Origin of the sequence: Ramlibacter sp. (assembly GCF_028292805.1) — a bacterium.
Lineage (GTDB): Bacteria > Pseudomonadota > Gammaproteobacteria > Burkholderiales > Burkholderiaceae_C > Ramlibacter.
This window is the reverse complement of the sequence record NZ_JAQGLS010000160.1, coordinates 19,122-31,800: the sequence shown is the minus strand read 5'-3', so window position 1 is coordinate 31,800 and position 12,679 is coordinate 19,122. Positions and strand designations below refer to the sequence as shown.

Sequence of the window (12,679 nt, the reverse complement as noted above, 5' to 3'; positions counted from 1 at the left end):
CGATACTTCGGGGATGAACACCACCCCAGCCCTTGCCGCCGTCGCCGCGGCCCTGCTCGCTGCCCGCCGTGGCGGTCCCCTGGCCGATGCCACCGCGCTGGCCGGCGCCGTGCGCGATGCCGCCGATGCCTACCTGGTTCAGGACCTCGTGCTGCAGGGTCTGGGCGACAACCCGGCCCGCTGCGGCGCCTGGAAGGCCGGTGGCCCGTCGCGCACCGCGACGCTGACCCATGCGGGCCTGCCGTCGGTCGGCCTGCTCGCCAGCGGCGCCGATGCGTCCTTCCTGCCGTTCAACCACCGCATGGTGGAAGCGGAAGTGGCGCTGCGGCTGGCGCGCGACGTCACGCCGCACGCCGCTACTGCGTTGCAGTCCGCCCCGTGGGAGGACGCGGTGCGGCTGGTGGACGGCATCGCCGTCTCGATCGAGCTGGTCGACTCGCGCTGGGCCCAGGGCTTCGCAGCGCCGGCGCTGCTGAAGCTGGCCGATGCGCAGTCGCATGGCGCGCTGGTGCTCGGCAGCTTCCAGCCTTGGCAGGACCGCGACTGGGGCAAGCAGGTGTGCGAAGTGTGGATCGGGGACTCGAGCACGCGCTTCGTCGGCACCCACTCCCTGGTCCACCCGGCCTGGCTGCTGCCCACCTGGCTCCAGCACGCCACCCGCGACGGCGCCACGCTGCCGGCGGGGACGGTCGTCACCACCGGCACGTGGTGCGGGCTGCTGGCCGCGGCCAAGGGCGATGGCGTGCGGGTGGCGTTCGCGGGGATCGGGGAGGCCAGCGTGCAGCTGTGAGCGTGGCCGGGTCCGGCCGAGGACGGGATAATCCCGCCTGCATGACCCAGTCCCCCGCCACCGCCGCTCCCGACCCGAGCAAGCACACCCCCATGATGGTCCAGTACCTGGGCATCAAGGCGCAGCACCCGACGACGCTCGTGTTCTACCGCATGGGCGATTTCTACGAGCTGTTCTACGACGACGCCGAGAAGGCCGCGCGGCTGCTCGACATCACCTTGACACGCCGCGGCGCGTCGGCCGGCGAGCCGGTGCTGATGGCGGGCGTGCCGTTCCACTCGATGGAGGGCTACCTGGCGCGCCTGATCCGCGCCGGCGAGTCGGTCGCCATTTGCGAACAGGTCGGCGAGGTGGGCGCGACCAAGGGGCCGGTGGAGCGCAAGGTGATGCGGGTGGTCACGCCCGGCACGTTGACCGACACCGCGTTGCTCACCGAAAAGTCCGAGGCCGTGCTGCTGGCCGTGCACCAGGGCCAGCGCAACCGCGTCGGACTGGCCTGGCTGAGTGTCACGCAAGGCGCGATCCAGCTGGCCGAATGCGACGGCGACGGCCTGGGCGACTGGGTGGCGCGCATCGGGCCGAGCGAGCTGCTGCACAGCGCCGATGTCACCGCCGCCTTCACGCAACGGCTGCAGGCGGCGCGCAGCGCCGGCAGCATGCCGTTGACGGAACGCCCGGAATGGCAGTTCGACAGCGGCCTGGGCCAGCGCAAGCTGCTGGAGCAGCTGCGCGCCGCCAGCCTTTCGGCCTGGGGCGCCGAAGACCTGCCGCAGGCACATGCGGCGGCCGCCGCCCTGCTCGCCTATGCCGAACACACGCAAGGCCGGGCACTGTCGCACGTGCAGCAGCTGCAAGTGGTGCGCGACGGCGAACGGCTGGAGCTGCCGCCCGCCACCCGGCGCAACCTGGAGCTGGTGCAGACCCTGCGCGGCGAAGACTCTCCCACCCTGTTCTCGCTGCTGGACACCTGCATGACGGGCATGGGCAGCCGGGCCCTGAAGTCCTGGCTGCTGGAGCCGCCGCGCGACCGCGGCCTGCCCACCCAGCGGCTGGAGGCCATCGCCGCCTTGCGCGAAGGCAGCTGGCAGAAGCTGCGCGCCGAACTCAAGGGCGTGAGCGACGTGGAACGGATCACCGCGCGTATCGCCTTGCGCCAGGTGCGACCGCGCGAACTGGTGGGACTGCGCTGGGCGCTGGCCAAGGCGCAGCAGGTGGGCACGTTGCTGCATGGCCAGGTCGGCCTGCTGGCCCAGGCGGCGACCGACCTGGAGCCGCCGCCCGGCTGCGCCGAGCGCCTGGTGGCCACCCTGCACGAGGAGCCGGCGGCCCTGGTGCGCGACGGCGGGGTGATCGCCACCGGCCACGACGGCGAACTCGACGAGCTGCGCGCCATCCAGGACAACTGCGACGGCTTCCTGCTCGACCTCGAAGTCAAGGAGCGGGCCCGCAGCGGCATCGCCAACCTCAAGGTGCAGTTCAACAAGGTGCACGGCTTCTACATCGAGATCACGCAAGGCCAGCTGGACAAGGTGCCGGCCGACTACCGCCGCCGCCAGACACTCAAGAACGCCGAGCGCTTCATCACGCCCGAGCTCAAGGCCTTCGAAGACAAGGCGCTGTCGGCGCAGGAGCGGGCGCTGGCGCGCGAGAAGTTCCTCTACGAGCAACTGCTCGACGCCCTGCAGGAACACATCCCGGCGCTGACCCGGCTGGCGCGCGCGCTGGCGTCGCTGGATGCGCTGTGCGCGCTGGCCGAGCGCTCGCTGACGCTGAACTGGTGCCGACCGCAGTTCATGCGCGAGCCCGGCATCGAGATCACGCAAGGGCGGCACCCGGTGGTGGAGGCGCGGCTGGCCGAGACGCACGGCGGCGGCTTCATCCCGAACGACACGCGGCTGGGACCCAGGCAGCGCATGCAGGTGATCACCGGTCCCAACATGGGCGGCAAGTCGACCTACATGCGGCAGGTGGCGCTGGTCTGCCTGCTGGCGGCCATGGGCTCGTACGTGCCGGCGCAGGCCTGCAGGCTCGGGCCGATCGACGCCATCCACACCCGCATCGGCGCGGCCGACGACCTGGCCAACGCGCAGTCGACCTTCATGGTGGAGATGACGGAGGCGGCGCAGATCCTGCACGGCGCCACCGCGCAAAGCCTGGTGCTGATGGACGAGATCGGCCGCGGCACCTCCACCTTCGACGGTCTGGCGCTGGCCTCGGGCATCGCCGCCCACCTGCACGACAAGACGCAAGCCTTCACCCTGTTCGCGACGCACTACTTCGAGCTGACCGAGTTCCCGGCGAAGCACCACTGCGCGATCAACGTGCACGTTGGCGCGACCGAGTCGGGCAGCGACATCGTGTTCCTGCACGAGATCCAGCCGGGCCCGGCCAGCCGCAGCTACGGCATCCAGGTGGCGAAGCTGGCCGGCATGCCCGCCGGCGTGGTCAACCACGCGCGCCATGCGCTGGCGGCGCTGGAGCGGCACCAGGAGCAAAGCCGGGAGCAGGTAGACTTGTTCGCAGCGCCCCCGGCCGCCGAGGCAGGCCCGGCCAGCCGGGTCGAAGCCGCCCTGGCCGCCATCGACCCGGACGCGCTCAGCCCCCGCGAAGCCCTGGACGCCCTCTACACCCTCAAGAAACTCAAGTCATGACCTATTGCGTCGGCATCAAACTGAACGCGGGCCTGGTGTTCCTGTCCGACTCCCGCACCAACGCGGGCGTGGACAACATCAGCACCTACCGCAAGATGATCATCTACGAAAAGCCGGGCGACCGCTTCATGGTGCTGCTGTCGGCGGGCAACCTGAGCATCTCGCAGTCGGTGCGCGAGATCCTGCAGATCGAGCAGCTCAAGGAAACGCCAGAAAGCGCCCCGGTCACCATCTGGAACGCCACCAGCATGTTCGACGCCTGCCGGGTGCTGGGCCAGGCGGTGCGGCACGTCTACGAGCGCGACGCCCAGTCGCTCAAGCGGGCCGGCGTCGAGTTCAACGTCAACCTGATCTTCGGCGGCCAGATCGCCGGCGAGGGCATGCGGCTGTTCCAGGTCTATTCGGCGGGCAACTTCATCGAGGCCACGCCCGAGACCCCGTACTTCCAGATCGGCGAGTACAAGTACGGCAAGCCGGTGCTGGACCGCGTGCTGACGCCCGACACCGGGCTGGACGAAGCGGCCAAGTGCGCACTGGTGTCGATGGACTCCACCATGAAGTCCAACCTCTCGGTGGGCCCACCGCTCGACATGGTGGTGTACGAAGCCAACCGCTTCGAGACCGACAAGGTCGTCTGCATCGACATGCAGAACCCCTACTTCCGCATGCTGCATTCGGGCTGGGGCCAGAAGCTGCGCGAGGTGTTCGACAGCCTGGACGACCCGGTCTGGGACGACGCCCACACCGAGACGCCGCTGCTGACCGCGGCAGGCGCGCGCAACAAGCCGCTGCGCAAGATCTCGACGCCGGAAGAGAAGCTCATTTGACCGATCGCCGCGCGGGGACGACGAGGCGGCCATGTCGCTGATCGTCTTCGCCCACGCCAACAGCTTTCCCGCGGCCACCTACGGCGTGCTGTTCAAGTCGCTGCGCTCGCGCGGCTTCGTGGTCAAGGCAGTGGACAAGTTCGGCCACGAGGATCGCTACGCGCCCAGCAACAACTGGCCTGCCCTGGTGCAGCAACTGCACGACTTCGCCGCGCGCGAGGTGGAAAGGGCCGGCGAACCGGCCTACCTGGTGGGCCATTCGCTGGGCGGCTTCCTGAGCGTGATGTGCGCGGCGCGCCATCCGCAGCTGGCGCGCGGCGTGCTGCTGCTCGACTCGCCCTTGCTGGGCGGCTGGAAGGCGCAGGCGCTGCGGGCCGTCAAAGGCACGCAGCTGGTCGGGGCGGTCTCGCCCGGCGCCATCAGCCGCAAGCGCAAGAACCGCTGGCCCACCCCCGAGGCGGCGCTGGAGCACTTCCGCCACAAGAAGGCCTTCGCGCGCTGGGATCCGCAGGTGCTGACCGACTACATCGTCCACGGCACCCGCGACGACGGCGGCGAACGCGTGCTCGCGTTCGACCGCGAGGTCGAGACCGCGATCTACAACACCTTGCCGGACAACCTCGACCGGCTGCTGCAGCGGCATCCGCTGCGCTGCCCGGTGGCTTTCATCGGCGGCTTGCAGTCGGCGGAGATGAAGCGGGTCGGCACCGCGATGACGCACAAGGTCACTCAGGGCCGGGTGACGATGCTCGATGGCAGCCACCTGTTCCCCATGGAAAAGCCGGTGGCCAGCGCCGCCGCCATCGAGGCGTCCTTGCTGGCGCTGCCGGCGCGCACCTGAAACGGCTTGGCCCGGCGCACTGCTGCAGTGCAGCATCGACGTCGCCGTCCTACATGCCCGTCGTCCGGCGGCCCACAGACACGAGCGCGGCGCAGCGCCGAAGATCGTATGCATGCCAACCCCGAACGCCCGCGCCACCTTCCGTGCCCCATCGCTCTCGCTGCTGGCGACGGAACCGTTCCGGGCCGCGCTCGACTTCTTTTCCGCCAAGCTGGGCCAGCCGCCGCGCGTGCGCGGTGACGGCCACCCGGTCGTGATCTATCCCGGCCTGGGCGCCGGGGCTTACTCCACTTCGCAACTGCGCGGCTACCTCAAGGCTTGCGGCTTCGCCGTGCACGACTGGGGCCTTGGCATGAACCGCGGCCCCGACTCGCCGTTCGACGGCTGGCTGGCGCCGCTGGCGGACCGCGTGAGCGAATTGCACGCGCAACACGGGCAACGGGTCAGCCTGGTCGGCTGGAGCCTGGGCGGCGTCTACGCCCGCGAAGTGGCCAAGCAGTCGCCCGCCAGCGTGCGGCAGGTGATCACGCTGGCCACGCCGTTTCGCGCGATGGGCGACGGCAACCATGCGGGCACCATCTTCAAGCTGATGGGCGGCGACACCTCGCACCTGACGCCGCAGCTGCAGGCCCGCCTGCGCGAGCGCCCGCCGGTGCCCACCACCTCGATCTACAGCAAGAGCGACGGCATGGTGAGCTGGCGCGGCTGCGTCGAGCCGGCCGGGCCGCAGGTGGAGAACGTGGCGGTGGACGCCAGCCATCTGGGCATGGCGACCCACGCGGACGTGATGCGGGTGGTGGCCGACCGGCTGGCGCAGCCGGAAGGCCGGTGGCGGCCCTACCGGCGCACGCGCGCCGCCGGCCTCAGTGCGACCACTGCACCCAGCCTGTCCACGAAGTGAGCAGCACCACCACGCCGAACACGATGCGGTAGTAGGCGAACGGGGTGAAGCTGTGGCTGGAGATGTAGCGCAGCAGCCAGCGCACGCACAGCCAGGCGCTGACGAACGAGAACAGCAGGCCCACCCCGAACATCGGCAGGTCGGCCACCGACAGTTGGCCCCGTTCCTTGATCAGGCTGTACGCGCCGGCGCCGATCAGCGTGGGGATCGCCAGGTAGAACGAAAAATCGGTGGCCGCCTTGCGCGACAGGCCCAGCAGCATGCCGCCGATGATGGTGGCGCCGCTGCGGCTGGTGCCCGGCACCAGCGCCAGGCACTGCACCAGCCCCAGCTTGAGGGCGTCGGGCCAGCGCATGTCCTCGGCTTCCTGGATGCGCACCGCGCCGGGCGCGCGCTTTTCGGCCCACAGGATCACGAAGCCGCCGATGATGAAGGTGGTGGCCACCACCACCGGCGTGAACAGGTTGTCCTGGATCATCTTGCCCAGCGCCAGCCCCAGCACCACCGCCGGCACGAAGGCCACTGCCACGTTCAGGGTGAAGCGCCGCGCCTCCGGCTCGCTGCCCAGCCCGGCCAGCGTGGAGCGGATCTTTTGCCAATACACCAGGATCACGGCCAGGATGGCGCCGGTCTGGATCGCGATGTCGAAGACCTTGGCCTTCTCGTCGTGAAAGCCCAGCAGGGTGCCCGCCAGGATCAGGTGCCCGGTGCTGGAGATGGGGAGGAACTCGGTGAGGCCCTCGACCACGCCCATGACGGCGGCTTTCACCAGCAATACGACGTCCACGTGCGCTCCAGGCAAAGGGCGGATTATCGCCGGGCCGGCCCTTTGCCGTGGGGCAACCCGGCTGGCACGGCAGGCGGCCCTCGTCCGACAAGGCATGTCGCAATCCGGCAGCCGCGGCGGCGCGGCGTGCCTACAGGTCGCCGGTCGGCTGGCCGTGATCATTGCCGACATGAAAATCATCAACCTGCTCTACCTGGTGACCGCCCAGGCGTTCTACAAATGGGCGATGCGAGAAATCAACCCGTTGCACCCGGATGTGCCGCGGATCATGCTGCGCCAGCAGGAGCTGAGCGAGCAGTTCCGCCGCATTTCGGCCTGACGGGCTGATTCGCAGCGGCGCCGGCAGCGCCCGGCGCCGCACCACTTTCCCCTTTTCAACCCCTCCAGGCGCGTTGGCGCCCGCGGCTCGCTCCGCGGCAACTGCATTTCACTCCCCGCCGACGGCGTTCCGTCGCAGCGTGGTGGCCCTTTCCGGCGGCGGACCGCACAGTCCGTCGATCGCAGACTAGGTGCCCGCCATGCAACTGACTCCCCTGATCGCCGTCCACATGAGCGCCGCTCTCGGCGCAGTTGCCATCGGGCCGGTCGCCCTGTGGGCGCGCCGCAGCCGGCACCAGCATCCGCGCCTGCACCGCGCCTTCGGCTACGCCTGGGTCACCCTGATGCTGGCGACGGCGATCTCGGCCATCTTCATCCGTGACTGGTCGCTGCCCAACCTCGCGGGCTACACCCCCGTCCACATCCTGGTGCCGGTGACCCTGGTTGCCCTGTTCGGCGCCTTCTGGCTGCTGGCGCGCGGCAACATCCGCGGCCATCGCCTCACCATGCAGAGCCTGTACGTGGGCGGCTGCCTCGTCGCTGGCGGCTTCACGCTGCTGCCGAACCGCTACCTAGGCCGCCTGGTCCTGGGCGACTGGCTCGGCCTCGTCTGATTCCACCCCCTTGCCCTTGCAGGAGCAAACCATGCTGATCCGACTCGTCGCCCACCATCCGCAGGCCGTCGGCCCCATCCTGCGCCAGACCCCCATCCGGGTCCGGGGGCCTGCTCGCCGCGCCGCTGGCGCTGGGCTTGAGCCAGATGCGTGACCGCACGGCCAGCCTGCTGCGGGTGTCGCTGCTGCCGATCGGCATGACGGTCTTTTCCGCCTGGGGGGCGCTGTCGGCCTTCGGCGCCTCGCCGCTGCTGGGGCAGGCGCTGGCGGTCTGGGCCACCGGCGCACTGCTGCTGTTCGCCCTGGTCGCCCCGGCCGGGCCGCGGCGCGATACGACGCGACGAGCCGCAGCGACGCGCTGCCCGGCAGCATGGTGCCGCTGGCCCTGATTGCCGGCATCTTCCTGGTGAAGTACACCTGGGCGTGGAGCTGACGATGGCACCGAAGCTGGTGCATGACACGCAGTACGCCCTGACCGTGGCGGCGCTGTACGGCTGCTTGGCCGGCATCTTCGTCGGCCGCGCCGTGCGCCTGTGGCGGCTGGCGCTGGGCACGCCTGCCACGACCGGATCACCGCCTGAAACCCGTTGCATCGAAAAGAAAGACCACCATGGACACCACCGCCACCGATTGCCTTGAGCGCGAAGCGCGCCGCCGCGCCGGCGCCAAGCTGGGCTGGTACACCCACGCCATGGTCTACATCGCTGTCAACCTGCTGCTGGCCACCTTGTCGTTCATGAGCGGGCGCGCCTGGGCCATCTATCCCGCGCTCGGCTGGGGCATCGGCCTGGCCGTGCACCGCACCGGCGTCTTCCTCGCAACCGGCGGCACGCTTGGGCGGCTGGTGGAGCGGGAGCGCCGGGCCCTGCGCCAGCAGCAGGGGCCGTGGTGAGCGCTGGCCGCATGGCTCACCTAAAATCGTCCACGATGTCCGCTGCCCGCCTCAGCCCCGAAGAGATCGACCGCCTGGCGCGCAAGCGCGCCAGCGCCAAGCTGGGCTGGTTCGTGCATGCCGCGGTCTACGTGCTGGTGAACCTGGGCCTGTTCGCGATGTCGCGCTACGGTTTCGGTCACCGGCCCTGGTCGGTTTATCCGGTGCTGGGATGGGGCCTGGGGCTGGCGCTGCACGGCGTGGCGGTGTTTGTCCTGGGCGGCGCCGGCCCGATGCGCGAGCGCCTGGTGCGGCAGGAACACGAGCGCCTGCTGCGCCAGCAGGACCGCGCGCAAGGGCGATGAAGATCGACGGCATCGCCAAGCTGCAGCACCTGCTGCAGACCCTGGCCTTTTGCCTGGCGGTGGCGGCGCTGCAGATCGCCTTCAGCCCCGAAAAGCCGTACCTTCCCACGCTGGTCTACTCGCTGCTGATCGGCAGCATCACCTGGGCGGTGGTCGACCTCGGCCGCCACGCCTTGCCCTCGGCTGCCGAAACCGGCTGGCCCCAAGGGCTGGGCGGCGTGCTGCTGATCGTCGCGGGCATCCTGGCCGGTTATTTCTTCGGCATGGCGGCCGGTGACCGGATCGGCCTGGCCTACGGCTGGTACACCGGCGAGCCGAGTCCGTCGCAATGGCGCGCCTCGCTGCTGATCACGGTGCTGGCCGGCCTGGCCGCCACCTCGTGGTTCTACGCCCGCAACAAGGGCGCCTACCTGCAGCGCAAGATGGGCGAGGCCCAGCACCATGCGAACGAGGCCCGGCTGAAGCTGCTGGAGGCACAGCTGGAGCCGCACATGCTGTTCAACACGCTGGCCAACCTGCGCGTCCTGATCGCGCTGGATCCGCAGCGGGCGCAGCGGATGCTGGACCACATGATCGCCTATCTGCGCGCCACGCTCGACGGCTCGCGCGCCACCAGCCACAGCCTGGAGCGCGAGTTCGAGCGGCTGCGCGACTACCTGGAGCTGATGTCGATCCGCATGGGGCCGCGGCTGGCGTATGTGCTGGAGCTGCCGCCGCAGCTGGCGCAGCAGCGGGTGCCGACGCTGCTGCTGCAGCCGCTGGTGGAAAACAGCATCCAGCACGGGCTGGAGCCCAAGCTGGAGGGCGGCCGCATCGCCGTCAGCGCGCGGCGCGAGGGCGGGCAGCTGGTGCTGGAGGTGGTCGACACCGGCATCGGCCATGCAGCACCGCCGGCGGACGGCAAGGGCTTCGGGCTGGCACAGGTGCGCGACCGGTTGGCCACGCTGCATGGGGCCGGCGCCAGCCTGGAACTGGCGCCGGCAGGCGAGGCCGGAATGCGGGCGGTGATTCGCATGCCGGTGCAATCATGAAAGCCACCGCCCTGATCGCCGAAGACGAGCCGTTGCTGGCCCAGGCACTGGCCATCGAGCTGCAACGCGAGTGGCCGGCCCTGCAGGTGGTGGCGACGGTGGCCGACGGCCTCTCGGCCGTCTCCCGGGCGCTTGCGCTGCGGCCGGACGTGCTGTTCTTCGACATCCGCATGCCCGGGCAGAGCGGCCTGGAGGCTGCCGCGCAACTGGTTGACGACTGGCCCGCCGGCGTCGCCTTTCCGGCGCTGGTGTTCGTCACGGCGTACGACCAGTACGCGGTGCAGGCCTTCGAAGCCCACGCGATCGACTACGTTCTCAAGCCGCACCAGCCGGATCGCATGCGCAAGACGGTGGCGCGGCTGCAGCAGGCGCTGGCGGCCCGGCAGGGCGGCGCGGACGAGCTGGAAGCCACGCTGGGCCAGCTGCGCGGCCTGCTCGCCGCCGCGCCTGGGCAGCCCGCGCTGAAGGTGATCCAGGCCAGCGTCGGCACCAGCATCCGCATGGTGCCGGTCGACGAGGTGCTGGTGTTCGAGGCCGCCGACAAGTACCTGCGGGTGCTGACCGCGTCCCACGAGTACCTGATCCGGACCGCGCTCAAAGACCTGCTGCCGCAGCTGGACCCCGGTGTGTTCTGGCAGGTGCACCGCGGCACGGTGGTGCGGGCCGCCGCGATCGAAGCGGTGCACCGCGACGAGGCCGGCAAGCTGCAGCTGGCGGTGCACGGCCGCCGCGAGCAGCTGCCGGTCAGCCGGCTCTACGCGCACCTGTTCCGGGCCATGTGAAGGCGGCGGTTTTCGCCGGCGCCGGGCACTGGTAGGCTGCGGAACCCGCGTCCCGGAGCCTCCACCATGCCCCTGCAACGTCGCACCCTGCTGCTGGCCGCCCCGGCCGCCCTTGCCGGCTGCAGCCAGCCGGTGGCCCGGCAGCACCCCACGCCCACAACGCCGGCATGTACGAGCGGCTGAACGCGCCGGGCCGAATCGACCGGCCCGAGCTGGCGGCGGTGCAGAACGTGTTCGACAGCCCCGCGCCCAGGGCGGCGCGCATGGGGCGCTGGAGCACCAAGGCGCCCTTGCCGCTGCCGCGCAGCGAGATGGCGTGGGCAGCGGCCATGAACGGGCGCATGCACCTGGTGGGCGGCTACGGCGAGCAGCGGGTGGACCGCCCTTACCACCACGTCTATCACCCGCAGCGCGACGCCTGGACCAGCGCCGCGCCGCTGCCGCTGGGCGCCAACCACGTCGGCGTGGCGGTGCTGGGCGACACGCTCTACGCCATCGGCGGCTTCACCGAGCAGAACCGCAAGCCGCACGCGGAGTGCTTCGGCTGGAACGAGGGTGACGACCGCTGGCGCCGCATCGCACCGCTGCCCCGGCCGGTCGGCTCGGCCGGCTGCGGCGCCATCGGCGGCCGCATCCATGCCATCGGCGGCGCCGTCGGCGCCAGCTTCGACAGCAAGCGGTCGGTGGCCTGGCACCTGTCGTACCTGCCAGGCGCCGATCGCTGGGAGCGCAACGCGCCCTTGCCCACCGCGCGCGACCACGTGGGCGCCGTGGTCGCGGGCAACCTGGTCCACGTGATCGGCGGGCGGGTCGACAGCTTCCACACCAACAGCAACCTGCACCACGCGTACGACCCGCGCCAGGACAAGTGGACGGCGCGCAGCCCGCTGCCGACCGCCCGCTCGGGCCATGGCGCCGTGCTCGTCGGCCAGCGCATCTTCGTGATGGGCGGCGAGGGCAGCAACCGCGTGTTCGGCCAGAACGAGGCTTACGACGTCGCGCAGGACGCCTGGGAACAGTTCGCGCCGATGCCGACACCGCGCCACGGCCTGGGCGCCGTGGCCATCGGCACCACCGTCTACGTGGCGGGCGGCGGACCGATGATGGGAGGTGGCGTGCAAAGCGCGGTGCATGAGGCCTTCGAGCCCGAATAGCGCATGAACCGGCGGAATCGGGATCGTCTGGCAGGCCCTGTGGCCAACGTCCTACAGGGCGCCGGGAAGCCGCAAGCGTCTACTACGGGCTATCGAATTGCACGCAAGGCGCGGCTGGTCCCACGAACCACGCTTTTCGTCTCCCGGTCACCCCGACTCCTCTGAGTCCCCTCCTCCTCCGGGGTGAGCTGGTCCGGCCCTCCGTCCCGCGACTGGCATTGTTACCCCCAGGTTCCACCTGGGGGTTCTTTTTTTGTACAGCCCGGTCGCTGCCGTCCGACGCCCATGGTCGGGCATGACCTGCATCTAAAGCGTCGCGTCGTCCCTACTCTGTAAACACTCAGAGGAACACCGACATGACGCGAGACAACAAACCCAACGACGAGCGGGGGCCGCCCCAACGGCGCGCCTCGGACCGCTGTGGCAGCGTGCCGCGCCGGCAGCGCGGCTACGTGCAGCGCGCCATCGCCGGCGGCCACAGCGGGCACGGCTCGGACAGCGTGCTGCCCCATCTGCGCGACCAGCTCAAGCTCAAGGCCCTGCTGCCTTCGAAGCACCCCGTTCCCGAACTGCTGCGCCCGGGCAAAGACGAACATCACTGGTGAATCGCGGCGGACCAAAGGCCAAAAAAAGGCCCCAGCTTCGTTCGCCGGGGCCAATCGCTTGGAGATACCTGATTTCGTCTGCGCCCTGCCTGGCTCAGTGACGATGACCTTGCAACGGCTGCATTTAACCCCCGGAAAACCG

At 70.3% G+C, this 12,679-nt stretch carries 16 protein-coding genes; 15 read left to right on the top strand and 1 reads right to left on the bottom strand.

Annotated elements, in window-relative coordinates; genetic code table 11:
- Window positions 1-13 precede the first annotated feature (13 nt).
- The 5 genes from JWP65_RS09715 (at window position 14) to JWP65_RS09695 (ending at window position 6,010) form a co-directional block, all read left to right on the top strand.
- Window positions 14-790, top strand: a complete 777-nt coding sequence (locus JWP65_RS09715; RefSeq protein WP_299763152.1) for a fumarylacetoacetate hydrolase family protein — start codon at window positions 14-16, stop codon at window positions 788-790.
- 41 nt (window positions 791-831) lie between these two features.
- Window positions 832-3,441, top strand: coding sequence for a DNA mismatch repair protein MutS (gene mutS / locus JWP65_RS09710; RefSeq protein ID WP_299763150.1), 2,610 nt, complete (start codon window positions 832-834; stop codon window positions 3,439-3,441).
- A complete protein-coding gene (locus tag JWP65_RS09705) occupies window positions 3,438-4,268 on the top strand; it encodes a proteasome-type protease (RefSeq protein WP_299763148.1) in 831 nt (276 codons plus the stop codon). Before mutS ends, JWP65_RS09705 begins: the two co-directional genes overlap by 4 nt.
- Window positions 4,269-4,299: 31 nt before the next feature.
- Complete coding sequence (locus JWP65_RS09700; RefSeq protein ID WP_299763146.1) at window positions 4,300-5,109, top strand: alpha/beta hydrolase; 810 nt, start codon at window positions 4,300-4,302, stop codon at window positions 5,107-5,109.
- A gap of 112 nt (window positions 5,110-5,221) precedes the next feature.
- The gene (locus tag JWP65_RS09695; RefSeq protein ID WP_299763144.1) at window positions 5,222-6,010 is read left to right on the top strand and encodes an alpha/beta hydrolase; all 789 of its coding nucleotides are present in this window, start codon (window positions 5,222-5,224) and stop codon (window positions 6,008-6,010) included.
- Here JWP65_RS09695 and JWP65_RS09690 read toward each other — a convergent pair.
- The gene (locus JWP65_RS09690) at window positions 5,973-6,797 is read right to left on the bottom strand and encodes an undecaprenyl-diphosphate phosphatase (protein ID WP_299763142.1); all 825 of its coding nucleotides are present in this window, start codon (window positions 6,795-6,797) and stop codon (window positions 5,973-5,975) included. The genes JWP65_RS09695 and JWP65_RS09690 overlap by 38 nt on opposite strands.
- Before the next feature lie 94 nt (window positions 6,798-6,891).
- On the opposite strand from JWP65_RS09690, the gene JWP65_RS09685 reads away from it, so the two are divergent.
- The 10 genes from JWP65_RS09685 (at window position 6,892) to JWP65_RS09640 (ending at window position 12,537) form a co-directional block, all read left to right on the top strand.
- Entirely contained in the window at window positions 6,892-7,116 is a 225-nt protein-coding gene (locus JWP65_RS09685) for a hypothetical protein (RefSeq protein ID WP_299763140.1), read from the top strand.
- Between the two features lie 199 nt (window positions 7,117-7,315).
- The gene (locus JWP65_RS09680; protein WP_299763138.1) at window positions 7,316-7,729 is read left to right on the top strand and encodes a DUF2306 domain-containing protein; all 414 of its coding nucleotides are present in this window, start codon (window positions 7,316-7,318) and stop codon (window positions 7,727-7,729) included.
- A gap of 146 nt (window positions 7,730-7,875) precedes the next feature.
- Window positions 7,876-8,118, top strand: coding sequence for a DUF6622 family protein (locus tag JWP65_RS09675; protein WP_367280492.1), 243 nt, complete (start codon window positions 7,876-7,878; stop codon window positions 8,116-8,118).
- Between the two features lie 46 nt (window positions 8,119-8,164).
- Window positions 8,165-8,368 (top strand): DUF6622 family protein, encoded by a 204-nt coding sequence (locus tag JWP65_RS09670; RefSeq protein ID WP_299763134.1) that lies wholly within the window; start codon window positions 8,165-8,167, stop codon window positions 8,366-8,368.
- Window positions 8,340-8,621 (top strand): 2TM domain-containing protein, encoded by a 282-nt coding sequence (locus JWP65_RS09665; protein WP_299763132.1) that lies wholly within the window; start codon window positions 8,340-8,342, stop codon window positions 8,619-8,621. The genes JWP65_RS09670 and JWP65_RS09665 overlap by 29 nt, the downstream gene beginning before the upstream one ends.
- 35 nt (window positions 8,622-8,656) lie before the next feature.
- Window positions 8,657-8,965 (top strand): 2TM domain-containing protein, encoded by a 309-nt coding sequence (locus JWP65_RS09660; protein WP_299763130.1) that lies wholly within the window; start codon window positions 8,657-8,659, stop codon window positions 8,963-8,965.
- Window positions 8,962-9,996 carry a sensor histidine kinase gene (locus tag JWP65_RS09655; protein WP_299763128.1) on the top strand — a complete coding sequence of 345 codons (1,035 nt, stop codon included), beginning with the start codon at window positions 8,962-8,964 and terminating at the stop codon, window positions 9,994-9,996. The genes JWP65_RS09660 and JWP65_RS09655 overlap by 4 nt, the downstream gene beginning before the upstream one ends.
- Window positions 9,993-10,778 (top strand): LytTR family DNA-binding domain-containing protein, encoded by a 786-nt coding sequence (locus tag JWP65_RS09650; protein WP_299763126.1) that lies wholly within the window; start codon window positions 9,993-9,995, stop codon window positions 10,776-10,778. The genes JWP65_RS09655 and JWP65_RS09650 overlap by 4 nt, the downstream gene beginning before the upstream one ends.
- Before the next feature lie 167 nt (window positions 10,779-10,945).
- Window positions 10,946-11,932 (top strand): kelch repeat-containing protein, encoded by a 987-nt coding sequence (locus JWP65_RS09645; protein WP_299763124.1) that lies wholly within the window; start codon window positions 10,946-10,948, stop codon window positions 11,930-11,932.
- A 356-nt stretch (window positions 11,933-12,288) separates the two neighbouring features.
- Window positions 12,289-12,537 carry a hypothetical protein gene (locus JWP65_RS09640; RefSeq protein WP_299763122.1) on the top strand — a complete coding sequence of 83 codons (249 nt, stop codon included), beginning with the start codon at window positions 12,289-12,291 and terminating at the stop codon, window positions 12,535-12,537.
- Window positions 12,538-12,679 lie beyond the last annotated feature (142 nt).